Source organism: Amycolatopsis sp. NPDC031561 (genome assembly GCF_055580625.1).
This window is the reverse complement of the sequence record NZ_JBVILA010000012.1, coordinates 65,317-91,161: the sequence shown is the minus strand read 5'-3', so window position 1 is coordinate 91,161 and position 25,845 is coordinate 65,317. Positions and strand designations below refer to the sequence as shown.

Annotated in this window: 14 protein-coding genes and 1 pseudogene; 12 read left to right on the top strand and 3 right to left on the bottom strand. The window is 69.6% G+C overall.

What is annotated here, in order from left to right; all coding sequences use genetic code 11:
- Nucleotides 1-404 precede the first annotated feature (404 nt).
- Both ACZ5IK_RS23655 and ACZ5IK_RS23650 read right to left on the bottom strand, forming a co-directional pair.
- Nucleotides 405-968 carry a helix-turn-helix transcriptional regulator gene (locus ACZ5IK_RS23655; RefSeq protein WP_465489636.1) on the bottom strand — a complete coding sequence of 188 codons (564 nt, stop codon included), beginning with the start codon at nt 966-968 and terminating at the stop codon, nt 405-407.
- A gap of 269 nt (nt 969-1,237) precedes the next feature.
- Nucleotides 1,238-1,561 (bottom strand): annotated as a pseudogene (locus ACZ5IK_RS23650) (transposase); the annotation flags it as partial.
- Nucleotides 1,562-1,992: 431 nt separating this feature from the next.
- Here ACZ5IK_RS23650 and ACZ5IK_RS23645 point away from each other — a divergent pair.
- From ACZ5IK_RS23645 to ACZ5IK_RS23625, 5 genes are all read left to right on the top strand, one after another.
- Complete coding sequence (locus ACZ5IK_RS23645) at nt 1,993-2,748, top strand: DinB family protein (RefSeq protein WP_465489635.1); 756 nt, start codon at nt 1,993-1,995, stop codon at nt 2,746-2,748.
- A 395-nt stretch (nt 2,749-3,143) separates the two neighbouring features.
- Entirely contained in the window at nt 3,144-4,952 is a 1,809-nt protein-coding gene (locus ACZ5IK_RS23640) for a PA domain-containing protein (RefSeq protein WP_465489634.1), read from the top strand.
- A gap of 40 nt (nt 4,953-4,992) precedes the next feature.
- On the top strand, nt 4,993-6,534 hold the full coding sequence (locus ACZ5IK_RS23635) for an NAD(P)/FAD-dependent oxidoreductase (protein WP_465489633.1): 1,542 nt from the start codon (nt 4,993-4,995) through the stop codon (nt 6,532-6,534).
- 2 nt (nt 6,535-6,536) lie between these two features.
- Nucleotides 6,537-6,818, top strand: coding sequence for a phosphopantetheine-binding protein (locus tag ACZ5IK_RS23630; RefSeq protein ID WP_465489632.1), 282 nt, complete (start codon nt 6,537-6,539; stop codon nt 6,816-6,818).
- 193 nt (nt 6,819-7,011) lie between these two features.
- Nucleotides 7,012-8,538 carry an amino acid adenylation domain-containing protein gene (locus tag ACZ5IK_RS23625; protein WP_465489631.1) on the top strand — a complete coding sequence of 509 codons (1,527 nt, stop codon included), beginning with the start codon at nt 7,012-7,014 and terminating at the stop codon, nt 8,536-8,538.
- Between the two features lie 209 nt (nt 8,539-8,747).
- Here the strand turns inward: ACZ5IK_RS23625 and ACZ5IK_RS23620 are convergent, their stop codons facing one another.
- Nucleotides 8,748-9,794 carry a hypothetical protein gene (locus ACZ5IK_RS23620; RefSeq protein WP_465489630.1) on the bottom strand — a complete coding sequence of 349 codons (1,047 nt, stop codon included), beginning with the start codon at nt 9,792-9,794 and terminating at the stop codon, nt 8,748-8,750.
- A gap of 452 nt (nt 9,795-10,246) precedes the next feature.
- Between ACZ5IK_RS23620 and ACZ5IK_RS23615 the strand changes: the two genes are divergently transcribed.
- The 7 genes from ACZ5IK_RS23615 to ACZ5IK_RS23585 all read left to right on the top strand — a co-directional run bounded on the left by ACZ5IK_RS23615 (nt 10,247) and on the right by ACZ5IK_RS23585 (nt 25,823).
- A complete protein-coding gene (locus ACZ5IK_RS23615; RefSeq protein WP_465489629.1) occupies nt 10,247-11,212 on the top strand; it encodes a fatty acid desaturase family protein in 966 nt (321 codons plus the stop codon).
- A gap of 30 nt (nt 11,213-11,242) precedes the next feature.
- Nucleotides 11,243-13,042 (top strand): SidA/IucD/PvdA family monooxygenase, encoded by a 1,800-nt coding sequence (locus ACZ5IK_RS23610; protein WP_465489628.1) that lies wholly within the window; start codon nt 11,243-11,245, stop codon nt 13,040-13,042.
- Complete coding sequence (locus tag ACZ5IK_RS23605) at nt 13,039-13,266, top strand: MbtH family protein (protein WP_465489627.1); 228 nt, start codon at nt 13,039-13,041, stop codon at nt 13,264-13,266. The genes ACZ5IK_RS23610 and ACZ5IK_RS23605 overlap by 4 nt, the downstream gene beginning before the upstream one ends.
- Nucleotides 13,267-13,437: 171 nt before the next feature.
- Nucleotides 13,438-15,231 (top strand): ABC transporter ATP-binding protein, encoded by a 1,794-nt coding sequence (locus ACZ5IK_RS23600; protein ID WP_465489626.1) that lies wholly within the window; start codon nt 13,438-13,440, stop codon nt 15,229-15,231.
- Nucleotides 15,228-17,021: an ABC transporter ATP-binding protein gene (locus ACZ5IK_RS23595; RefSeq protein ID WP_465489625.1), complete on the top strand. Its 1,794-nt coding sequence runs from the start codon at nt 15,228-15,230 to the stop codon at nt 17,019-17,021. Before ACZ5IK_RS23600 ends, ACZ5IK_RS23595 begins: the two co-directional genes overlap by 4 nt.
- A gap of 46 nt (nt 17,022-17,067) precedes the next feature.
- Nucleotides 17,068-22,023, top strand: coding sequence for an amino acid adenylation domain-containing protein (locus tag ACZ5IK_RS23590; protein ID WP_465489624.1), 4,956 nt, complete (start codon nt 17,068-17,070; stop codon nt 22,021-22,023).
- The gene (locus tag ACZ5IK_RS23585) at nt 22,023-25,823 is read left to right on the top strand and encodes a non-ribosomal peptide synthetase (protein WP_465489623.1); all 3,801 of its coding nucleotides are present in this window, start codon (nt 22,023-22,025) and stop codon (nt 25,821-25,823) included. The genes ACZ5IK_RS23590 and ACZ5IK_RS23585 overlap by 1 nt, the downstream gene beginning before the upstream one ends.
- Nucleotides 25,824-25,845 lie beyond the last annotated feature (22 nt).

Sequence of the window (25,845 nt, the reverse complement as noted above, 5' to 3'; positions counted from 1 at the left end):
TCGGCGAGTTCGCCTTCTGGGGTTTCTTGAACGCAATGGTGATCGTGCTGGCCTAGCCTTCGTAGCCCAGAAGGAGGTCCAGAGCGGCCGGCCATCGGGTGCGGCAGGCGCGTGACCTCTATGAAGTTGATCTGTGCAAGGACTGAGTCCATGCTGGGGTTCCGCGTCTTTATGTTGCATCGCAATGACTTCGGGCGGTTGGCGGTATGTACCGGTAGTTGGGCCTTGATGTGCGTGCCTACACGTGCGCGTGTATGCACGAGCGTGTCGTCGAGGAGTTCGTCGAGCGTCTAGGTCTACCTTCAGAGTGCGCTGTCGGCGCCGCTCTACGGCGTGCAGCCAGGCGGTCACACGCTCATCGGTTGGTCGAGCGGTGGTGGTTCATGAGGGAGGGCTCCCAGCGGTTACGCGACCTCTACGGTGACGGGGCTGACCTGTTCGGTGGCGGGGCCGGGGAGCTGGCGGAGAAGCGCGAGCCGAGTGAGTTCGGCCTTGTTCCCGACGCCGAGCTTGGCGCGGATGCGTTTGACGTAGGTGTCGACGGTGTGCGGGCTGATGCGGAGTCGGGTGGCGATCTGTCCGTGGGTCAGCCCGTGGGAGATCTGTCTGAGCACCTGCTCTTCGCGTTCGGAGAGGTTCGGCCCGGGCGAGTCGGAGCTTTCCGCCGGGGGCGGAACCGTGTGGCCGTCGGGGATCACCTTTGTGCCGGCGGTCACGGCGCGCAACGCCGCGATCAGGTTTTCGCCGGTCTCGCGTCTGTCGATGACGCCGGTGGTGCCGGCTCGCAGATACTCCTCGACGGGCAGTGACAGGTCGCCGATCAGAATCAGGACCGTGGTCGTGCGGGCCGTCTCGGCGATGTACCGCAGGCTTTCGGGTCGAGGCAGGGATTCGGCGTCCAGCACGGCGGCGTCGGCGAGCCAGGACAGTTCCTCGGCAGGTGTGGTCCGGGCTGAGACGACGGTCATGCCCGCGTTGTTGAGAATTTGGACAAACCCGACGAGGTAGACAGGGCAGCTGATCAGTGCGTCAATGCGTATCACGGCACCCCCCATAGGCGACTATACCGGAGTTGGCGACTATTGTCGGGTTAGATCACAGACGGCCGCTTATTCGAACTGCAACCCCTAAGCATCCTCTAACACCTCCGGGTCGGCTGTCGGTCCCATTAACGAGGGACATGACCCGCGCACCCCTAGTGAGTCCATCCGGTGATCGCTGTTTCCGGCGTTGTTGATCAATAGGTTTCGGCTCTCGACCAGCGGTCACAGAATGTGATGGCGAAGCGTTGGTCGCGGGCTTCCGGCGCATCGGCCATCTGACGTGTCCTGCCTGGCCGGGTCAAGGCTGCGTCCCAAGGTGCAGGCACTTAATCGCGGCCTGTCCGGTCGGACAATGTCCTCGTGTGCGGATTGTCCGCCGGTAGCGGGTATTTATTCAATGATTCAATCGCGTTGGTGGAGCGGATCATGCGCCTAGCCTCGATGTTGTAGTCGAGGAATGACGTGAACTTGTTCCACGCGTCGCGCCACGGTCGAATCATTGCCCGGTATTTCACTCCTCATTTCCCCTTTGGTTAGTCAAGTTCGGCCATTGCGGTCTCAGGATTGAGGGCTGTGCAGATGGTTTGATTTCTTGTTTCGCCGCGTCCAAATTCCGACGAGAAGCGAGTTGGAAATCTCGGCCGAATACGCCACATCGATCTGTCTTGGTCGTGCGCGACATCGGGACCGCACCCTGGTCTGGAACGAGGCCCACTTTCGGCGTGCGCTGTGCCGGCCGCCACGACGACCAGCACCGGCAGCGGTGCCGCCAGCATGATCGACACCAGCTGAACCAACCTCAGGCCGCTCCGGCAGAGGGGGTTAGTCACGTCGGCGCCGTACGCCCGTCATCCACACTCGTCCTCTCACAGCCCGACGCTGTAACCCTGACGTATGACAGAACTGCTACCCATTGACGCACACGCGACGGATCCGGAACGCTGTGCCGATGCCTGCTGCGTACGCCGAAACTGACCAATTCCGTGGTGCCCGCATCCACCTATGCGACCTTGCCAGCCTTGAGATTCGAGATTGCGAGGTCAGCGGCCTGAAGATCGTGGATTGCTATGGGGCCGACGTCTACCTCGGCGGCGCCTTCGAGCGTCTCGTTGTCAACGACGTCGACGTGACTGCCTACGTCGAGGCCGAGCTCGACCGGCGAAATCCGACGCGGGCGCTGGCGCGTGACGCCGCGTCCTCCGGCGACTACCGGGCGGTTTGGGACGCCATTGAGGCGCAGTGGGAGGCGACGCTCGACCGCGCCAGGCTCCTGCCCGAGGCCAAGCTGCACGAACAGGTCGACGGCGAATGGTCGTTCGTCGAGACCCAACGGCACCTGCTGATGGGCAGCGATTCCTGGCTTGGCAACGCCGTGCTCGAGGAGGATGCGCCGTACCACCCGTTGGGCCTTCCGTACGGCGGGATGCCGCCAGAGGCAGTGGCGAAGCTCGGGGTCACCCTCGAAGCCACCCCGACGCTTGACGAGGTACTCGCGCCGCGGCTCGCTCGCATGGCCACGATGCGGCGTGTCGTCGACGGGCTCACCGAGGCCGAGCTCGATCGGGTGTGTGGTCGCAAGCCGGCGGACTCGTATCCAGATCGGGAGTACGTCGTGCGCCACTGCATCAAGGTGGTACTTAAGGAAGAGGTCGAGCATCACCGTTACGCGGTACGCGACCTCGCCGTGCTCGAGGCCGGTGCCTGAACCGGGGAAAGTGTCCACTGAGCAAGAGCGCTGACGGCCGGGCGACTTCCAGCCGCAGTGCCGCAACTCCCGGCTGCTCAGTTCCCGTCCCCGGCTTGTCGACGCGGGCACCTCGCTGCGCGCTGACAGCCGGGGGCAGAACGGGCGTCATTTCAGTTCGCCATGCCGCACGTCGGATTCCGTAGCGGAAACGAACCGGCGGCAACGTGTCCCCGCCAAGGTATTGCCGACCGTGACGGTATGCCTGCCACCATCCCCGATTTGCGTGACATCTCGCGGTCTAGCTGCCGCCGTAGCATCGGCGAAGAGCCGGTGCCCCGGGTCATGGCACCGGCCAGTCGCTGATGGACCGGGCATCTTCTGTTCGGACGGGACGCATTGCTGAGGAGGTACGCATGGCCGGTAAGGATGTGGCCAAGGGCGACCGGCACGGGCTTGACCAGACACCGCTTCCGTCCGTCTCCTATGGCGTGACGCTGATGGGCAAGGCCCAGGTCACCAACCCGTCGGGTGCGGGCCTCGCGCGACACATCGCGGACGTGGCCGCGTACGGCGACTACGCGTTCCTCACGGTGTACAGGGAGCCGACGTGCGAGCGGACCGGCGCCTACGTCATGAACATCAGCGATCCGAAAGAGCCCTTCGAGGTCGAGGGCGCGTTCATCGAGACCACGGCGGGCAACTACGCCGGCGAGGGTCCGTGCGTGATCGAGATCGCCAACGAGTACTTCAGCGGCGCGCTTTTCATCCACCCCAACGAAATCTATGCCAAGGCCGACGCGCCCGACCCGACCGGGCCGCGCCAGCGGGGCGGCATCAACATCTGGGACGTTTCCGACCCGGAGAAGGCCCAGCTCCTCGCCGCCCACGCCGGCGACTACACGGATGCGGACGACGAGCCAGCGGACCAGGCGCTGGCGGCGTACTACACCTGCGCCTGGACGGACAGCTCCACCGGCCGCACGTACGTCAGCTTCGTCACCGACAAGCCCACCACCGACATTGTCATCATGGAGATCACCGATCCCCGCAACCCGGTCATGGTCAATGCCCTCGACCTGAGGGTGGCGCCGTTCCAGGTGGCCGGGGCCCCGTCGCTGGGCCTCGTCTCGGTTTTCGGGCACGCCGTCGAGGTGCGCAGGGTCGGCGACCGGTACGTCATGAACGCGACGTACTGGGACGGCGGGTACGTGCTGCTCGACGTCACCGATCCGACGCCGGGCAACGTCTCGCTGATCGTCGCGACCGAGTACGCCGAATTCGACGAGGAGCGCGCCAAGCACGGGCACCAGATCTTGCCGGAGGGCAACGCCGAACACTGCGACCTCTCGCCTGACGCCGAGTACCTGGTGGGCGCCGACGAGAACATCGAATCCTATCGCCTGATCGGCACGATCACGTCGGGTCCGCACGCGGGCGTCGAGTACGTCGCGGCCTGGAGCCCGGGCACGGCGCCGGTCGACGCCGACCACCCCGTCTCCGGCACGCCGACCTTCGTCGGCTCCGGCTGTCCGGGCACCGTGCCGCCTGGGCACGGGATCGCGCTTATGGAGCGGGACGCCTCGATCCTGACCGGCGGGTCGGCCCAAGGTTGCGCGTTCCAGGAGAAGCTGGACGCCGTCGCCGCGGCAGGCTACGACGCGGGCATCATCTTCAACCACCAGGGGCCGGACGCGATGCAGCAGTTCCCCACGGCGTCCAAGGGAACGATCCCGCTGATGTTCGTCAACCGCCTGACGGGTCTGCGGCTTCTCGGGGTGCCCGGCGTGGCCGCGGCGACCGCCGGCACCACCCCGACGCCTGCCGATCCGGCGGTCTGCGCGACCGAGGTCAAGTCCGAGTTCGCCGGCTGGGGTTACCTCCGGCTGTTCAAGACGGACATCCCGGCCGGCGCCGGTGGCGGCCGGGCGACTCAAATCGACACGTACGCCGTCCCCGAGGCACAGGACCCGAGGTACGCCACCGGCTTCGGCGATTTCTCGTCGTCGCACGTGGCGATCGACCCCGATCGCCCGTTGGTGTACGCGACTTTCTTCGCGGGCGGTCTCCGAGTACTGAGCTACGGCAGCGACGGCCTGCGGGAGGTCGGCGCCTTCCGCGAGCCCGGCACAGACTTCCTGGGCGTCAAAATCCACAAGGTCGGTGAGAAGAACTACGTCCTAGTCGCCGACCGGAACTTCGGCCTCTACATCTTCGACATCTGATCACACGCCGAGCGGCATCGTCTAAATCTGGGAGTCTGGTGTGTCCGATCCGACCAAGAAGTCCACTAAACCCGAATTCGCCGCCGGCGCCGAAAGGCCGACCAAGGCCAGCGTGGTGATCGTCGGAAACGGCGCGCTCGGCCTTTTTCTTGCTGACGAGTTGATCGAGCGCCAGGCCGGCTCAGTGGTGGTGGTCGGTCCAAGCCATCGCGACACGGGCGCGAGTCACGTGGCCGGTGCGATGCTCGGCTGTTTCGGCGAGACCACCACCGAATCGCTGCGGACCGAAGCCGCGCGAACGCGGTTCGAGCTCGGCGTCTCCGCCCATGACAAATGGCCGGAGGCGCTGCGGCGGCTGGAGGAGTTCGCGCCGTCCAGCAGGCCGCTGCAGACAACGACGGAATCGCACATCATCCTGAACTCCGTCGGCGCCGAACTGGATACGGTGAACTTCGCCGCGATGATCGACGCCCTCGACTGGTACGACAAGCCGTGGGAGGACATCGATCCGAACGACATCCCCGGTTACCGTCCCCGGACCGAGTCGCGGGCATTGCGCGCGGTTCATCTGCCGGGAGAGGGGGCCGTGGACGCTCGCGGAGTGCTCGGAGCGCTGGAAAGCCGGCTGCGGCAGGCCGGAGCGGTTCTGATCGATCAGACGGTACGGAAGCTGGTCGGAAGCGACGAGGAGGTTACCGCGGTCGAGCTGGACGACGGCCACGTCATCGAAGCCGGCACTGTCGTCGTGGCCGCCGGCGTCCACAGCGAGTCGCTGGTGCGAACCGTCTTCGACGTGCCCGAGCTGATGCCGATCTTTCCGGGGCTCGGCTTCGCCATGATCGCCAAGCGGACCGGGGGCGAACCGTTCACCAGCGTGGTCCGGACGCCGAATCGAGGGTTCGCCTGCGGACTGCACGTGGTGCCGCAAGGCGACGGGCTGGAGTACTACGGCGCGACCAACCGCTTGGTGCACACCATCTCCAGCGTCACCTGGATGGCCGACGCCCGCTTCTTGGCCCAGTACTCGATGCATCAGCTCGACGAGCAGGTGGCCAGCCACGAGGTCGTGAACTGGTGCAGCGGCAACCGCCCCGTCACGCTCGACGGATTCCCGGTGATCGGCTGGATGCCGCTCTCGGGCCTGTATCTGATGACGGGGACCTACCGGGACGGCTTCCACTGCGCGCCCCTGCTGGCCGAGCACGTCGCCAATGAGTTGCAGGGAAAGTCGGGGATCATCGACCCGATTTTCCAGCCGATGCGCAAGCCCGTGACGACCAGGACCGTCGAATGGTCGATCGATGAATACGTCGACCACAGCCTGGCCGCCTGGTTCGAGACGGGTGCGCAGGCCGCGCCGCAAATGACGACCTCGCAGATTGCCGACTATTATCGAAACATGGCTGTGCAGGCCTATGAACAACTCGGCGCCGACTACGCCCTGAGCCCCGATATTCTTTTGTACGCGCAGGGGAATCTGCACGGTGCGCGTCGTGTCGCGCGCTATCTGCGTACCGTCGGGGGCGATGGCGGAGCGGTCCAGCAGGCTGGCGCCGGCACTGGCACTGGGGGGACGCGGTAGTCATGACCGTTACTCAGCCTTCTGTCGCGGACACCGTTCGCAGACTCGTGATGAAGCAGCTCAACGTCGAAGACTCCGGCCAAGAACCTCGCCCGGACGAGGACCTCCGGCGCTGGGGAATGACATCCGTGACCTGTCTGGGCCTGATGTTGTCCCTTGAGGACACTTTTGAGATCGAGCTGCCGGAGAATGCGCTCCAGCAGTCGACGTTCCGCAGCATCGACTCGATATCCGCGGCGGTCGAGAGTTCTTGCCAGCAGGCAACGCAGATCGCGGGAGAATAGGTTATTCGCCGCAGGAGTCAGAGTCGCGCCGACTGGACTCGTCGCCTGACAAGTACCGCATCGCCGGACGGGACAGTCCTGTTTCGACGGCGCCCCCGCCATCTCCAGCCTGCCATCGGGCACCTGCGACCGCTGAGTGTGCGCTGACGCGGGGGCCGGATTGGCGAAGCATCTGAAACGCGAGGGAGTTGCGGTGCAGGATTCTCGACGGTCGGCCTGGACCGCAGGCGCACAGACCGTGGTCGATCTCTTGGAGCGCCAGTTCCGAGATCGGCCGTCGGCAACGGCCATCCGGACGGCGGCACGCTCGTGGACCTATGCCGACCTCGACCGGTTGTCGGCGAAACTCGCGTTGCGGTTGGCGGCTGACGATGTCGGACCGGTCGTCGGTCTGCTCGCGCGACGTTGCCCGGCCGCGTTGATCGGCATCGTCGCCATCCTGCGTAGCGGTGCGGCGTGCTTGCCGATGAGCCCCGACGATCCGCCGTTGCGCAATCGCGGGGTGCTCGTCGACGTCGGCTGCAAGCGTGTTCTCGCTGCCGCGCCGGTCGAATGGCTGTCCGACGCTCAGCTCGTCGACGACATCGGTCCGGATCCGGGCGACGACAGTCCCACCGCCGCGAAGCTTCCTTCGCCAAGGCCGCTGGACTTGGCCTACGCGCTCACCACGTCAGGGTCGACCGGGCGCCCCAAGATCGTCGGCGTTCCGCACGAAGGGCTCGTGAACCTGATCATCGCCTCGTTCGAGGACATGGACCTGGTCAGGACCGACGACGTGATGCTGTGGACGACCGCGCTCACCGTGGACAGCACGATGCACGACTGCTTGATGCCGCTCTGCTTCGGCGCCTGTGTCGCTATAGACGACGGTAGCGATCTGCCAGCCAACCGTATTTTGCACGCCGTCCGCGCGCTCGGCGTGACCGCGCTGGAAGTCCCGGCGGCTGTGCTCGGCCCGTATGGACAGTCGCTGCTTCCCCGGCTCGCGGCCGCAGGGGTCCGGCTGGTCATCACCGGCGGGTCTCAGCTCGACGGGCCTGACTTGGGCGGCAACGACTCGCTGGTCGTCCACAACGGCTACGGCCCGACCGAAGCGTCGGTGGCCGCGACGTGGTATCCCTGCGACGCCTCGACTCCGCGGTGGGTCCCGATCGGACGCCCGATCCGCAACGTCCGAGCCTATGTCCTCGACTGGGGGCTGAACGCCGTCCCCGCCGGTGAAATCGGCCAGCTGTATCTCGCCGGAGCCGGTCTCGCACGAGGCTATCTCGGCTGTCCCGGGCGCACAGCGGCCGCGTTCGTCCCGGACCCGTTCGCCGAGACGCCTGGCGAACGCATGTACGCCACCGGGGACAATGTCCGGCTTCAGCCGGACGGGAACTTCGTGTATGTCGGCCGGATCGACGACCAGGTCAAGATCAACGGATATCGGGTCGAGATCGGAGAGGTGGAGCACAATCTGCGCGCCTGCCGAGGCGTGGTCGACGCGGCGGCGTTGCTGCGCGAGGACACTCCGGGCGCCGCGGCCATCGTCGCCTATCTGGTCGGCGAGCGGTTATCCGACGAGGCGCTCGCGAGCCAGCTGGGCAGCCGGCTGCCCGCGCCGATGATTCCGCGCTGCTACGTCTGGCTGGAGGAGATGCCTCTCAACCGTTCGGGCAAGATCGATCGCCGGGCGCTCGCCAGCATTCCGCTTGTCGGCCGGCTTCATCCGGCATGACGTGAGCCGACCATGACGCTTGCCTCTCCTGCCATGGAGAGGCAAGCGTCATGGTCACGGTGTCGCGGGCCGCTGGAGCCGCACCGCCCGATCAGAACATCGGGTAGATGGACGCATCTTGCTTCTTCCTCTTCTTCTTGCGTCGAAAAAACCTGGCTATCGCTCGCAGAAGCGCCACTGCGAAGTCACCTCCCCTCGACGTCCATGCCTCACGACAGGTCGAAGCTGTCGGCGAGCAACGCCGCCGCGAGGTCGTAGCCGTCGTCGGTGCAGTGCCCGCGATCGACGAAGAGCCAGTCCGCCGGATCCGCCGCCTCGGACATCCGGGAGTTGATATCGACGAACGGGACGCCCTTGCTCGCGCAGGCCGCGCCGAGGGCAGCCGCGTAGGAGGCTCCGGTCGCGATGCTTCCCACCTCGCCGTAGCGCTCCTCCCAGGCCCCGAACTCGGAGAACTGGTCGAACTCGTCGAACAGTTGCTTCTCCTGTGGGGCCGGTTCCTTGCGAAGCCAGGTGGCCAGCGGCTGCAGGACGAAGCTCACTCGGGCTCCGGTCGCGCCTGCCACCATGAGCCAGCTGTCGAGGTGCCGCGTCGTCAGGTCGACGGCGGCCTCGATCATGGTCTCCGGCCGAGGGGTCGGGTCCGGCGGCTGCTGTTTCGGACCGGTCCGCCACCGCAGGCCCTTGATCGGCTTCGCGTACCGCTTCCGCAGTTCCTGCATCTTCTCGAAGTACTCGTTGCAGAAGAAGAACGGGCCCTGCCCCAGGAGTGGCAAACCGACAAGCTGCGCCATGACGAGAGTGTTGAAGCCGCTGAAGAGGACGATTTCCTCGATCGGCGGAAGCAGGTGCCGGTAGAGCATGAACAGCATCAGCTCTTGGGTGGAGTTGAAGTACGGGGCTCCGAAGTTGAGCCAGGGCCTGCTCGGCGCGTGCTTCGTCCAGAGGCGGGAGGAGAGCGTTGTCGCGTCGCTCGTGGCGCCGTAGCTCAGCACCCCCGAGCCTCCCACCAGCAGGCGCACCGGCCCGCCGGGGTGGTCCCCGCCCACCGACGCCCGGCCGTCCGTGCCGTGGGAGATCCGGAATCCGAACTCGTCGGTGTTGATCACGTCCGACCGGAAGTTCGGCCGGTTGAAGTACATGAGATAGGGCAGGTAGTTCGTTTCCCCGCGGTCCAGGAAATCGAGATAGTCGGAGATATGGGGCGTCAACGTCTCGCTCGGCCGTACCACGATGGTCTCTCCTTCGCTCGTCACCGTTCAACGCGACGCCGGCATCGCAAGCAGGGAATGGTGCGCGGCAGTGCGGCGAGAACCGGCCGGACCTCTTGTCAAGAAACACCTCTTGTCAAGAAACCTAGCGCCGCGTCATCGGGGGGCGCGTCCCGTAAAACGGCCCCGCCCCGCGCCGGTCGACGCGGGGCTTCCTCGACGAGGTGACGGTGCGGCCGATCTACGGGCAGGGGCGCTGGGCGGTCCGCGAGAGAACGCTGCCTGCGTCGGCTCGACGGTTCCGCGAAGGGGGCCGGCGGCCCTGTCGCCGGTTCACGTGACTGCGCCGGTACAGCCGGCGCTGCGTACGGTCGTTTTGTCTTCACCAGCGACGAATGGCATTTACCCGGTCGAACCGCCTCGCGGAGCGGGCCCGTCGACGGCAGCCGGCAGGCGTGCCCGCCGCGTCGAAGAATACCCAGGAAGGTGATGGTGAAATGATCGAGCGCGAGCCCCGACGACTATGGCGCAACAGCCCGGCCGACGCCATGCTGCTCGGGCTCAGCATCGCGCAGTTCGCCGTGACGATCGCGCTGGCCGCGCTGACGCCGGACGGGCTGTGGCCGCGGCTCGGCTCGGCGGTCCTGGTCACCGTCATGATCACGTACTCGGTACTCATCGTCAATCACATGTTCGTGCACCAGCCCTGGTTCACCGACGACCGGCTGAACAGGATCGTGTCGCTGATGATCTCGGCGAACATCGCGCAGTCGGCGCAGGGATACCACCTGAGCCACGTCCGCAACCACCACCGGTACAACAACGACCGCAAGCACGACGGGGTCACCGCCGATCTCAGCTCCACCTACCGCTATAGCCGGGACGACGACCACGCCCCGCTGTGGCGGTATCTGGCCTACAGCCTGGTCCCCTCGATCCAGGAGTTCGCGGGAACGGTGGCGTCCCTGCGCCGGTTGTGTGGCGTCGGCCCCCGGGAGACCACGCTGCGCGAGCTGGCCGCCCGGAACCCGGCCCGGCGCTCGGCCGAGCTCGCCCAGATTCGCTACGACCGCCTGACACAGCTGGCTTTCACCGGTCTGCTCGGCGTCTTGTCCTGGCAGTGGCTGCTGATGTGCTACCTGCCGTCGGTGGTGATCGCGTTCACCTTGGTCAACGTCCAGAACTACTACCGGCACTTCGGCGCGGAGCCGGACAGCCGGTACGCGAACTCCGTCAGCTACTACGGCCGGCTGTACAACCGGATGACCTTCAACGACGGATACCACCAGGAGCACCATCTGCGCCCCTCGACGCACTGGACCCGGCTTCCCGAGGTCGCGGCGGATTATCAGGAGCGGCTCGACGAGGCCGGCCGGGTCGTGTCGCCGGTGCCGCCCGTGGTCGGCTTCCTGGACACCGGCCGCATCGGCCGCATTGCCGGGCGCTCCTCACCGACCCGATGAGCCGGGCGGACGTCCAGGAGGGAGCGGTACATGAGGAATCTCGGCAAGCCGGATGAGCCGTACGACGTGATCGGACTGGGCTTCGGGCCGTCGAACGTCGCGCTCGCGATCGCTGCCCAGGAGATCGCGCCGGACCGACGGTGCCTGTTCCTGGAGCGCTCCCCGGACGCGCGCTGGCACGAGGGCATGCTCATCGACGGCACCCGGATGCAGATTTCCTTCCTCAAGGACCTGGTGTCCCTGCGGAACCTGGCCAGTCCCTTCACCTTCCTGCAGTACGAGAAGGCCAAGGGGCGGCTGGAAAAGTTCGTGAACCTCGCCGATTTCCGGCCGACCCGGCTGGAGTTCCAGGACTACCTGCGGTGGGTCGCCGCACAGTTCGCCGACCTGGTGCGCTACCGCTCCGCGGTCCGCGCGGTGACTCCGGTCCGAGACGACGACGGCGAGCTGTCGCTGTTCCGGGTGACCGCGACCGACACCACGACCGGCGAGGTCGTCGAATACCACGCCCGCAACGTGGTGCACGCGCTCGGCGGCGTGCCCCGCTTGCCGGAGGCGGTGACTCTCGGCCCGACCGTGGTGCACTCCAGCACGTTCCTGCCGACGGTTCCCCGGACGTTCACCGACCACGACCGCGAGTGGGAGTTCGCGGTCGCCGGCGACGGGCAAAGCGCCGGCGAGATCGCCCACTACTTCCTGGACCGCTATCGCAACGCCCGCGTGCACTTGATCCTGCCGGGGTACTCGCTGCGTGCCACCGACAACAATCCATTCGCCAACGAGCAGTACTTCGAGGCCAACGCTGACGACTTCTACTCCCGTGGTGAGGAGAACCGGCGCGTCTACGCCGCCAGCCTGCGCAACACCAATTACGGCGTCGTGGAGGAAGGCGTTCTCGACGACCTGTACCGGCTGATGTATGCCGACGAGGTGCGCGGCCGCACCCGGCTGCTGGTGCACGGCGGCTCGAGGGTGACCCGGGCCGGATCCGCCGGTACGGGCATCCGGATCGGGGTCGAGAGCCGCTTCGGCGGCGAGTCCCGTGTGCTCCGTGCCGATGGACTGGTGCTGGCCACCGGGTACCGGCGCCGACTGGACCCGAAGACGTACCGCGACGTCCTGCCTTATCTGGAGACCGACGGCGACGGCAGGCCGGTGGTCTCCAGGGAGCACCGGGTACGCACGACCGGGGAGCTGACCTGCGGCCTGTACGTGCAGGGCTTCGCTGAGACGACGCACGGGCTCGGCGACACGCTGCTGTCGCTGCTGCCGTTCCGGTCCAAGCAGATCATCACGGCGATCGCCAAGGACGGCGGGTCGCTGGCCCGTGCGTTCCCACCGGCGTGGCAAGACGCCGGGCCGGACGCCGCGACCTTGGTGGCGGCGATCGACCGCTGCGGCTCCGGCACGCTGGTGAGCGCCGGTCCGGAGGATTTCCCGGTCGCGACCCGGCTGCCGCTGGTGCTGGATCGCGACCGCGGTCGCAACGGCGTCCTGTTCGGCGTGCTCGACCGAACCGACCCGCAGCTACCGCTGCTGCACGGCGGCAAGGTGCTGGCGGTATTCCAGCCGGACGGAGCGCCTCCCGGCGAGCCGCGAGCCGGGGACTCGCTGTCGATCGACGTTCGCGGATGCGCCCGGCTGGTGACCGACCGGGACCGGCTTGTGGCGCACCTGGCTCGCGTCGGCCCGGCGGATTCCGGGGCGGCCGCACGCGCCGGCGGTTCGGTCGGGATCGAGATCGACATCGAGACCCTTTCCGGCCGGTTCCTCCGGTCACCGGAGCCACGTGCGGCCTGGGCTGAGAGCGAGAGTGAGAGGCAGCCATGACCGACAGCGGCGATATGTACGTGATTGTTCGCAACGACGAGGAGCAGTACTCGATCTGGCGGTCGGGCAGGCCGGTACCGGCCGGGTGGGAGCCAGTCGGCGAGCTGGCGTCCCGGGAGGACTGTCTGGCGCGCATCGGCGAGCTGTGGACGGACATGCGCCCGGCCAGCCTGCGGGCCGCCATGAGTGCCTCCGCCGAGGAGCAAAGGACGCACAGTGGCTGAGCCGTCGGACGCAACCGGGTCTGCGGTCGGCTCCCGTATCCCGTCTCCCCTCCGGAACTTCACCGGCTTTGGCGGCTCGTTCCGCCGCACCGCACGGACGTGGGCCGCCGGGGCGGTCTCCGCTCGTACCTCTGAGCAGCGATGACGACAGCGAATGACGAGGGAGGCGCGATGGCGGATCAGAAGCCGGCCGCGCGGCGCGGCCTCCTGCGCCGGTCGTGCGCGTTGCTGCTCTTCGCCTTCCGCACCCATCCGGGTCCGATGAGCTTGGGACTGACCGCCTCGATCCTGCACGGAACGGGACTGGCCGTCTGGTCTTTCGCGCTCGGCGAGTTGGTCAGCCGCGTAGTGATACCGAGGTTCGACGGCGGCCAGGTGGCCGCCGGCACCACCTTCGCCGTGCTCCTGGTCGTGCTCACCATCGGCGTGGTCAGGGGCACGGCGGGGATGGTCGTGCGATGCACCGCCGTCGCGACCAGGGCCCGGTTCGACGCCACCCTGCGCGAGGCCGTCGTCAAGCGGTACGACGCGCTGCCGATGTCCTACCACCGGGCGCACCCGACCGGCGAGAAGCTGGCGCACGCCACCACCGACTCGGAGGCGGCCTCGGACCTGCCTGCCCGGATGCCCCAGGTGCTCGGCATGTCCCTGGTGTTCCTGGTCACCGCCGGCTGGATGCTGACGGTGGACCCGATCCTGGCGGTGATCGGCTTCGCCATGGTCCCGGCGCTGATGCTGGTCAACTCCGCGTACCAGAAGCGGTGCGCGGAGCCCGCCGCGGTGGCCCAGCAGCGGCTGGGGCGGGTGGCCGCGGTCGCCCACGAGAGCTTCGACGGGGCGTTCCTGGTGAAGACGCTCGGCCGGGACGGCGCCGAGCGGGACCGGTTCGCCGCCGAATCGGGCCGGCTCCGCGACGCGAAGATCAAGCTGGCCGTTCGGGAATGGCTGATGGACACGCTGGTCGATCTGATCCCGACCGCCACGTCGCTGGTCATCCTGGTGGTCGGGGCGTGGCGGGTGAACAGCGGCGCGATCACGGTCGGCCCCCTGGTCAGCTTCGTCACCCTGTTCGCGGTGCTGGGGGTGCCGCTGAGCCTGATCGGCAACGTGCTCGCCCACGTGCCGAGCGTCCTCGCCGGGTACGGCCGGGTCCAGGCGGTGCTCGCCGAGACGCCGCCGCCGGCGATCGCGGATCCGCAGCCTCTGCCGGACGGTCCGCTCGACCTGCGGGTCCACGGTCTCGGCTTCGCCTACCCGGACGGCCCGGCGGTCCTTTCCGACGTGAGCTTCGACGTCCCGGCCGGCGCGACCGTCGCGATCACCGGGAGCACCGGGTCGGGTAAGAGCACGCTGCTGCTGGCACTGGCCGGCCTGCTGCCCCCGACCGACGGCACGGTGCTGCTGAACGGGGTCGACCTGTACCGGGTCGCTGCGGCTGACCGGGCGGAGGCCTGCGCGGCGGTCTTCCAGCAGCCGTTCCTATTCGTCGGCACGCTCGCCCAGAACGTCCTGCTCGACTTCGACGCCGCCCCGGCGGACGCCGACCGGGAGCGGCTGGACGAGGCGCTCCGCCTCGCCAGGGCCACTGCCCTGGTGGACGGCCAGCCGGACGGGCTGGCGACTCGGGTCGGCGAGCGCGGGATGACCCTCTCCGGCGGCGAACAGCAACGCGTCGCCCTGGCCCGTGCCCTGATCCGCCTGCCGCGAGTGCTCCTGCTGGACGAGGCGACGTCTGCCGTCGATGCCACCACCCGCCAGGAGATCATGAGCGCGCTCGCGACGGGCCTGCCGTCCACCACCACGATCGTCGTCACCAGCAGCGCGGCGACGCTGGCCCTCGCCGACTCGGTCGTCTACCTCGACGGCGGCCGAGTCGCGGGCATCGGCACCCACACGTCCCTGCTGCGGATCGACGCCTACGACCAGCTGACCCGGGCCTACGAGCGAGAGCGGGTGGCGACGTGAGCGCGGTTCAGGTCGACCCCGACGGCGTCACCGGGTCGACGTGGGCGGTGCTTCGCCGGGGCTTCGCCGCCCTCCCGGAGATCCGCGACGGCCTGGCCCTCACACTCGTCCTCGCACTGGTCGGCGGCTTCGGCCGGCTGGCGATACCGGTCCTCATCCAGCTGCTCTTCGACCGGGGACTCAGCGCCGGGCATATCGACACCGGCCAGCTGGTTCGCCTTGGCGCGCTGGTGGCGGTGGTGGTGGTGGGCACCGTCCTGGTCAACTGGGTGAGCCTGCTGCGCCTCGCGATCGCCAGCGAGCGCGGGCTGTGTGGGCTGCGGGTCCGCGCCTTCGCCCACGTACACCGGCTCAGCGTGGCGTACCACTCGGCCGAGACGCGCGGGAAGCTGGTTTCCCGGGTGACCTCCGACGTCGAGACCCTCAGCCAGTTCCTGCAGTGGGGCGGTGTCGCCTGGGTGGTGAACGGCGCCGCCATGCTGGCCGCCCTCGCCGGCATGGCGTACTACGACGCCTGGCTGACGTTGGTCACGGTCGCGCTGATCGTGCCACTGGTCGTCCTCATAACCGTGCTGGCCAGGCGCCTTGGCGCCTCGCATTCGGCGGTCCGGCGTCGCGTCGCCGATCTGCTCACGGTGATCTCGGAGACGATCCAGGGCGCGGCCGTCATCCGCGCCTACGGCATCACGACACCGAGCCTGCGGCGGACCACGGGGACCATCCGCCGGTGGCGGGACACGAAGGTCCGCACCGGCTATCTGGGCAGCGTGCTGTTCTCCCTCGCCGAACTGTTCGCCGCGATCGTGGTGGTCGGCGTCGTCGCGGTGGGCCTGGCGATCGGCCCGTCGAGCGGGCACACCGCCGGCGAGCTAGTCGCGTTCCTCCTGCTGGTGACCGTGTTCCTGGGGCCGGTCGCGCAGTTCACCCAGGTCATCGACTTCACGCAGAATGCCGCCGCCGGCTGGCGGCGGGTGCTGGCGCTGCTGGACATCGTCGAGGATGTCGCCGAGCCGGTCGACGGCAAGCGGCTGCCGGACGGCCCGCCGGCGGTGGCCGTGCAGAACGTCACCTTCGGCTACCCGGACGCTGGCACGACCCTGAGCGACGTGTCGTTCGAGGTGCCGGCCGGTCGCCAGGTCGTGCTGGTCGGCGCCACCGGATCGGGAAAGACGACGCTGACGAAGCTGATCGCCCGGCTGGCGGACCCCGACCGCGGCCGCATCCTGATCGACGGCGTGGACGTACGGGAGATCGCGACCGAGTCGCTGCGCTCGCGCGTGGTGGTCGTGCCGCAGGATCCGTTCCTTTTCGACACCACGGTCGAGGAGAACGTCCGGTACGGGCGGCCGTCCGCCACCCGTACCGACATCGAGCACGTCTTCCACGAGCTGGGCGCGACAGCGTTCCTCGAAACCCTGCCGCGCGGCCTGGACACTCCGGTCGGGCAGCGCGGCGAAAGCTTGTCCGCGGGGGAGCGGCAGCTGGTCGCGCTGGCTCGCGCGCATCTGGCCGACCCGGCCTGCCTGATCCTCGACGAGGCGACCTCGGCCGTGGACCCACAGATCGAGCTGACGCTCATCGAGGCGTTGCGCCGGCTCACGGCGGGCCGCACGTCGTTGACGGTCGCGCACCGGCTGGCCACCGCCGAACGGGCCGACGAGGTGATCGTGCTCGACGGCGGCCGGGTGGTGGAACGCGGCAGGCACGACGAGCTGTTCGCGGCCGGCGGCGTCTACGCCGGCTTGTACGACAGCTGGCGGCGAGCCACGGCCGGCGGCGCGGTCGCCTGACCCGAACGCATTTCGTCTCTACGGCACGGATGGAGGTAGGCGATCAATGTCCGAAATCTGCGTACATCAGTTGATCGAGGCTCAAGCGGCGCGCACGCCGGACGCGCCGGCGATCATTTCCGCTGACGGTGTCCTGAGCTTCCGCCGGCTCGACGAGCTGGCAGGCGAGCTCGCCGGCAGGCTCGCCGCGCGTGGCGTGCGGCCGGAGGTCCGGGTCGGAGTCGCCGTCGAACAACGGTCTGCCCGCTGGCTGGTGACGCTGCTGGCGGTGTGGAAGGCCGGCGGCGTCTACGTTCCGCTGGACGCCGCGCTGCCCGCCAAGCTCGTGGCCGGGATGCTGGCGGACGCGGGAGTCGTGCTCGTGCTCCGTGACGGACCGGAGCGGGAGTTCGACGGTTCCGGGTTCGCGGTGGTCGATCTGGCCGATCTGACCGGCCCGGCCGCCCCCGCGGCGCCGTCGATCTGGCAGGCGAATCTCGCGTACTGCTTCTTCACCTCCGGCTCGACCGGCAGGCCGAAGGCCGTCGGGGTCTCGCATGCCAGCCTGGTCGGGCACGCCACCGCGATCCGGGCGGAGCTGGGCCTGCGGCCCGCCGACCGGTTCCTGCAGTTCACCTCGATGCACATCGACGCGTCGCTGGAGGAAGTGCTGCCGGCGTGGCTGGCAGGCGCCGCGGTCGTGCTGCCGGACACCGCCCGCCCGACCAGCGTCGAGCTGACCGAACTGATCTCGGTCCACGGGGCGACCATGGTGAGCCTCCCGAGCAACTACTGGCACCAGTGGACAGACGACCTCGTCGCTGGGATCGTGTCGCTGCCCGGCAGCCTGCGCACGGTGTTCGCCGGCGGCGACAAGATGCGGATGGACCGGCTCGCCGCCTGGACGGAGGTCGTCGGCTCGCGCCCGGTGGATTTCGTCGCCGACTACGGGCCAACCGAGACCACGATCAGCTGCACCACCTACCGGCCGGACCCGGCGAACCTGCCCGAAATCGGACTCGTGCCGATCGGGCGGCCGCTGCCCGGGGTGACCGTGTACCTGCTCGACGACGATCTCGCGCCGGTGGCCGACGGCGAACCCGGGGACGTGTGGATCGCCGGCTTCGGGCTGGCCCGCGGCTATCTGGGCGCGCCGTCCACCACCGCCGACCGGTTCTGGCCGGACCCCTTCGGGCCGCCCGGCGCGCGGATGTACCAGACCGGCGACCGGGCCAGCGTGCTCCCGGACGGGAACATCCAGTTCCTCGGCCGGTCGGACCGCCAGGTCAAGATCCGCGGCTTCCGGGTCGAGCCCGGCCAGGTGGAGAACGCGGTGCGGGCCTGCGCCGGCGTACGCGACGCCGTCGTGGTCGCGGCCGACGACCCGGTGTCCGGCGCCCGGCTGATCGCGTACGCGGAGGGGGAGCACACGCCGGCCGCGGACGCCGCGCTCCGCGTCGAGCTGGCCGGACGGCTGTCCGCCGTCATGGTCCCGCAGACCATCGTCTGGCTGGACCGGATCCCGCGGTCCCCGCTGAACGGGAAGGTGCTGCCGCTCGAGCTGCCGCCGCCACCCGCCCCGGACCGCGCCGACGAGCCCGTGGCGGTCACGTCGTCCGGTGTGGAAGGCGTCGTCGCGCGACTCGTCGCCGACGTGCTCGGCCGGTCGGCCGGCGCCGACGAGAACTTCTTCGCGGCCGGCGGCGATTCCCTGCGCGGGCTGCAACTGCTCAGCGGCATCGCACTGGCCACCGGCGCCGCTCTGACGTTCAACCAGCTGCACTCCGCGCCGTCCGTGACCGCCCTCGCCGAGGTGGTCAAGGGGACCCGTCGGCGAGACACCGGCGGCGGGGTCGCCGCGGCGACAGGCGAGCACGACGAGTGGAGGCCGGCCTCGCGCGGCCAGGCCGCGCTGTGGTACCTGGACCGGCTGCAGGAGGCTGCCGCGACCTACGCCGTACCCCTCGGTTACTGGATTTCCGGACCGCTCGACCTCGAGCGGATGGACGCCGCGCTCAGTGCGCTGGTGGAGCGGCACGAGGCGTTGCGGACCACCCTCGTGGAACGGGACGGCCATGTCTGGTCCCGGCTCCGGCCGCCGGAGCCGGTCCGCACCGACGTGACCTCCGTCGGGGACCGCGCGGTGGCGGTGCGCCTGGCCGAGGCAGAGGCGGCCCGGCCGTTCGACCTGTCCGCCGGACCGCTGCTGCGGTCCTCCTGCTACCGGGTCGGCGACGAGCAGCACCTATGGTTGCTCGACGTGCACCACAGCGCCTTCGACGCCTGGTCGCTGGGGGTGTTCTGGCGAGAGTTCGCCGCGCTGTACCAAGATCGCCCGCTGCCGGCGCCGTCCGTGCGGTTCGCCGACTACGTGGCCTGGCAGGAGCAGTGGCTGGGCTCGGAGGAGGCGGCCGCGCAGCGCCGGTACTGGGCGGAGCAGCTCGGCGGCGAGGTGCCGGTGCTGGAACTCGGCAGGCCGACCGGGACGGAGGGACAGGCCGGGTTCTCGATGCCGCTCGAGCTGGCAGGCGTCGGCCTGGCCGCGGTGGAGCGGGTGGCCCGCGCGTGCGGGTCCACTCGGTTCGGCGTGCTGCTGGCCGGCTTCCTCGGCACGCTGCACCGGATGACCGGCAGCGCCGACGACGTGGTGGTCGGGGTCCCGATGGCGGGCCGGGTCCGACCCGGGACCGAGGACCTGATCGGCTACCTGGTCAACACCGTGCCGCTGCGGATGCGCTTCACCCCCGGCATGCGTTTCCAGGAGCTGGTGGAGCGCACCGACGCGGCGCTGGCCGAGGCGCTGTCCCGGCAGGACCTGCCGTTCGCGGAGATGGCAGGCGGCCTTGCCTCCGACGGGGATGCCGCCGACAACCCCGTCTTCCAGACCATGTTCGTCTTCGAGTCCACCCCGATGGACGGCGGCGGCGAGATCGGCGGCCTGGAGATCGCCGAGCAGCAGGTCCACTCTGGTACCGCCAAGGTCGCGCTGACCTGCACGCTGCGGCTGGATGGCGGGAAGCTCGTCGGCGAGGTGGAGTACGCCACCCGCCGGTTCGACCGCCCGTCCGCCGTCCACTGGCAGGACGCCATGGTGACGCTTCTCGGATCGGCGCTGGCGGACCCGTCGGCCAGGCTGGCCGAGCTGCCGCTGCTTTCGGCCGCGTCGGTCGACGTCCAGCTGGCCGCGATCAACGCCGGCCACGAGGACCGCGCCGCCGCCGGGACTCTCCTGCACGACGGTTTCGACGCCGCGCTGGCCAGCGACCCGGACGCGGTGGCCGTGCAGGCGTGGACGAGTTCGGTCACCTACGCCGAACTGGACGCCCGCGCCGAGGCGGTGGCGACCGCGCTGGCGGCCGAGGGCGTCGGGCCGGAGTCCGTGGTCGGGGTGTGCGTCCCGCGCTCGGTGGAGTCGATCTCGGCGGTTCTCGGGGTGCTCCGCGCGGGTGCCGGCTTCGTACCGCTGGACGCCGGCTACCCGGCCGAGCGCCTCCGCTGGATAGCCGCCGACTGCGAGATGGCGGCGGTGATCGCCGCGGGGCCGCCGCCGGCCGGGCTGGAAGGCCTGCCGATCGTCGACCCGGCCGTGCCGAACGCCGGGGAAGGCCGCCGCGCCGTCCGGATCCACCCGCGGAACACGGCCTTCGTCTACTACACGTCGGGGTCCACCGGCCGGCCCAAGGGTGTCGTCATCGACCACGGCTGCGCGGCGTCCCGGGTGACGTGGATCGCCCGGCGGTACGAACTCGAGCCAGGCCTGCAGGTGGTGTACAAGACGCCGTTGATCTTCGACGTCGCGATCTGGGAGCTTTTCGCCACGTTCGCCGCCGGCGCCACCGTCAAGCTGGCCGAGGCGGGCTCGGAGACGGACGTGCCGTACTTGGCCGAGCTGCTCGCCGAGCCGGACACGGTGCTGGCCCACTTCGTGCCGTCGATGCTGGAAATGTACTTGGCCGCCGTTCCGGCCACCAAGTACCCGGACCTCGGCTGCGTGCAGACTTCCGGCGAAGCGGTGCCGGCGGCGCTTCTGGAGCGGTTCGCCGCCCACTTCGACGTCGACCTGCACAACGCGTACGGCCAGACGGAGACCTCGGAGGTCGCTCTCTGGACCGGGCGCGCCTGGCCGGGCGGCGGCGGCGTCCCATTGGGCCACGCAGTCAACGGCTACCGGCTGTACGTGCTGGACGAGGCGCTGGCGCCGGTGCCGCCGGGTGTGGTCGGCGAGCTGTACGTCGCCGGTGTGAACGGCCTGGCTCGCGGCTACCTTGGCCAGCCGGAGCTGACGGCGCAGCGGTTCCTGCCGCATCCTTGGCCGGTGGAGCCGGGAGAGCGGCTGTACCGTACCGGCGACCTCGCCAGCCAGGACGGCGACGGCCTGCTGCACTACGCCGGCCGGGCGGACGGCCAGGCCAAGGTCAGGGGAGTGCGGGTGGAGCCCGGCGAGATCGAGGCGGTGCTGGAGCGCCACCCGGGAGTCGAGCGGGCGGTCGTGGCGATCCGGGAGGACGAGCCCGGCGTCAAGGAGATCGTGGCCTACCTGGTCGGCCCGGACACGTTCGTCCCCGACGTGGCGGAGTACCTGGCCGGGTACCTGTCCCAGTACTTGATGCCGGCGGTGTACGTGAAGGTGGATGCCCTGCCGCTGACCCCGTCCGGCAAAGCGGACCGGCGGGCACTGCCCGTGCCGACGATCCGGGACCGGGAGGCCCGCACCAGCGCGTCGGAGGTCACCTCGCTGATTGAGGCGGACGTCGCCGAGGTGTTGTGCGACCTGCTGCAGGTCAGTCAGCTCGGCCGCAACCAGAGTTTCTTCTCGGTTGGCGGCACCTCGCTGTCGGCCTTGCAGCTGCTGCAACGGCTTAAGACCCGGTTCGGGGTGGCGATCACCGTCCGGCAGTTCTTCGACGCACCGACGATTGCCGGCGTGGCCGCCTGCCTGGAGACGGCGCTGGCCGCCGAGGTGGCCACGCTGTCGGACGACGACGTCGCCGACCAGCTCGGCGACCCGGACGGAGCGGCCTGATGACCACTTTGGACACGAACAAGCAGCGACTGCTCTTGAAGATGCTGCGCGAGCGAGGCAACGCCGTCGAAGTCCCGCGCATCGCTCCGGTGCCGCGGGGCACCGCGGTTCCGCTCAACCCGTCGCAGGCGCGGATCTGGTTCTCCTGCCGGCAGTACCCGGACAGCAGCGAGTACAGCATCCCGGACATGCGGATACTGGAGCGGGCGCTGGACTTCGCGACACTGCGCGCCGCCACGGCGGAGCTGATGGCCCGGCACGACATCCTGCGGGTGCGGATGTTCGAGCGCGACGGGGTGCCGATGCAGCAGGACTGCGGCCCGATCGAACCGCCGGTGATGTGGCACGACCTGCGGCACCTGCCGTCGGACGAGGCGGTGGCACTGGCCGCCGAGACCAGCAACCGGGCCGTCCAGCGCCCGATCCCGCTCGACGAGCCGTGTTTCTTCACGATCATCGGATTCGCGCTGCCCGGCGAGCGCACCATGCTGGCGGCCAACTTCCACCACCTGGTCGCCGACGGGCTGTCCCGGCAGCACGTCGTCCGGGAGCTGGACGCGTTGCTGGCCGGCCGGACACTCGACCCGCCCCCGGCGGTCGGCTTCCTCGACTACGCGGCCTGGGAACGCGAGAACACCGACGAGGCGAGGGTCCAGCGCGACCTGGCCTACTGGGCCGGCAAGCTGGCCGGCGACCTGCCGGTGCTGGACCTGCCGAGGGACCGTCCCCGGCCGGCCAGGGCCACCCGGACCGGATACACCGTGCCGGTCACGATTCCCGGTTCGCTGCTGACGCGGCTGCAGCGGCTGGCTGCGGACGACGGGGTCACCCTGTTCGTTGTCGTCCTGGCCGCGTACAAGCTGTTCCTTGCCCGGATGGCGGGGCAGCGGGACATCCACGTCGGAGTCCCGCTGGCAGGCAGGGACCAGGAGGTCGCCGAGTCGATCGTGGGCTGCTTCGTGAGGTCGGTGCCGCTGCGCACCGACCTGACCGGCGACCCGACGTTCCGCGAGGTCGTCCGCCGGGTGCACGAGGCGCTCCTGGAGGCCCACGACCATCAGGCGGTGCCGTACGACCGGGTGGTGGCGGAATTGGGGCTGCCCCGGCTGTCCGGGGTGCACCAGGTGTTCCAGACCATGATCACCCTGCAGCACCCAGTCGGCGGCTCGGGCCGGGCGGCCGAGAGGAGCGTGGGGCTGAACACGAACTCCGTGATGTGGGACCTGGCACTGAGCCTGTACCCGGACGGCGACGCGCTCGGCGGCCTCCTGGTGTACTCGGCCGACCTGTTCGACCGGGAGACCGCGCTCCGGTTCGCGGGTGTCCTCGAGCGTCTGCTGGCCGAGGCCGCCGAGCGGCCGGACGCGCGAGCGTTCGAGCTGCCGTTGCTGGCGCAGGCGGAGCGGGAGCACGTTCCGCACGGGCTCGACCGGGACGTCCGGCCGGACGTCCCGTACCGCACGCTGGCGCAGCCGTTCGAGGAGCAGGTCCGGCGCGCCCCGCACGCGATCGCGGTGCACGGCGCCGAGGGCCGGCTCAGCTATGCGGAGTTGAACGCCCGGGCCAACCGGCTGGCGTGGTTCCTGCGCGACACCGGGGCCGGTCCGGGAAACGTCGTGGCGCTGTGCCTCACTCCCGGGGTCGACCAGACGGTTGCGCTGGTCGCGGCGGCCAAGGCCGGTGCCCCGTACCTGATGCTCGATCCGGAGGAGACGCGGCTCGCAGCGATGCTGGACGATGTCGCTCCGGCCGTGGTGTTCGTCGACGGGGCGACGGCGGGCCGCGTGCCGTCCGGACCGTGGCAGGTGCGCTCGTTCGCGGAATCCGGCCAGTGGGACGGCGCGTCCGCCGACGACCTGCCAGCCGAGACAACCGGGTACGACCTGCTGTGCCTGCGCTACGCGGCGGCGGACACCACCGACCGGCCGCCCGCGATCGCCTACCCGGTAGAGGGGGCGCTCACCGAGCTGGTGCAGCTGCGGCACGACCATCCCCTCGGTGCCGGCGACGTGGCGCTCCTGGCGAAGCCCGAGGACTGCTTCTGGCCGCTGTCACAGGGCGCGACGGTCGCGCCGGCACCGACGGCGGTGCTCCGGGATCCGCGACGGCTGCCGGACTACGTGGAGGAGTACGGCGTCACGACGCTGTCGGTTGTGCCGTCGATGGCGCCGGACGTCGCGGGGTTCCCGGGCGACCTCGTCGCCGGCTACGGGCCTGCCGAGACCGGACGGGTCACCGAGCAGGGCAGGCCGTTCGGCCACCGCGCCCTCTACGTACTGGACGAGGCGCTGGCGCCGGTGCCGATCGGCGTGGCCGGCGAGCTGTACGTCGGCGGCGAGACCGGCCTTGCCCGCGGATACCATCGGCGGCCGGCACTGACCGCGGACCGCTTCGTAGCCGACCCGTTCGCCGCCCCCGGCTCCCGTATGTTCCGCACCGGCGAGCTCTGCCGTCGCCGGGAGGACCGCGTGCTGGAGCACCTCGGCCCGATCGCCGGGCAGGTTCGGATCCACGGCCTGCGCGTCCAGCCGGCCGAGATCGAATCGGCCTTCGCTGACCAGGACGGCGTGTGGCGCGCCCTCGTGACAGCGGTGCCGGACGGCGGCCTCGCCGCCTTCGTGGTGCCGGACGGGGAACGTGAGCTGTCCGGGAGAAAACTCGTCGACGGCGCCGCTGTGCGGCTGCCGGAGTACCTGATGCCAGCAACCGTCACGGTGGTGGACGAGATCCCCCGGAGGGGCGGCGGCGAGATCGACATGGCCGCACTGCTCGACCTCCGGGACCGCGACAGGGACGCCGCAGGGGCCGACCACACCGACGCGCCCGAGACCGAGATGGAGGCGCGGCTGGCCGAGATTTTCTGCCGGCTCCTGCGCCGGGACTCGGTCGCGGTCACCGAGAGCTTCTTCGACATGGGCGGCCACTCGCTGCTGGTCTTCAAACTGATCGAGGAATGCGCAAGCGAGTTCGGGCTGGAGCCGGGCGTCCAAGACGTGTTCACCGGCCCGACAGTCCGCGCGCTCGCGGCGACGCTGGGCGCGATGCGGCCTGCGGCGGGTGTGGACCCGCTGGTGAGCCTGGTCGAGCACCCGGGCGCGCCGCTGGTGGTCTTCGTGCACGCCGCGAGCGGTTCGGTGCTGCCGTTCTACCAGGTGGCCAAGCGGCTCGGGCGGGAGTTCGCGGTGTACGCGCTCCAGTCGCCGCCGGACGTTTCGCCGGCGTCGATCGAGGAGATAGCGGCCCGCTACGTGGATGAGGTCGACGCGGTGCGCGGCGTCGCTCCGGTCGTGGTCGCCGGCTGGTCGATGGGCGGCGGCGTGGCGCTGGAGATGGCCCGCCTCTGGCTGCATCGCGACGAGCGGGTCGCCGCGACCCTGTTGCTGGACGCCTGGGCGCCGCCCTCGTTCATGTCCACGGCCCAGGACGCCGCCCAGGTCCGGAGTTCGGTCCTGCAGCTCGACGTGCTGCGCCTGGAAGGGGCCGATGCCGCCGCCGCGACGCTGGACCAGCTGACCACGACGGTCGAGCGCAACCGCGCGGCGTTCCTCGACTACCGGCCGGAGCGCTACCCGGCCGAGGTGGATCTGCTGTGCGCGAGCGACCCGCTGCCTGCCGACGCGCCGCCGTTCCCGGACGGCTACATGGACGGCGACCGCGGCTGGTCCGCCGTCGCCGCCGAGGTGACGACCACCGAGATCAAGGGAAACCACCTGAGCCTCTTCGACCAGGAGCACGCCGACCAGCTGGCCGCGGCGATCAGCGCCGCGATCGCCCGGCGGATGGGCTACGAGGAAATCTAGGCAGCGCCCGGCCGGGCGCTGC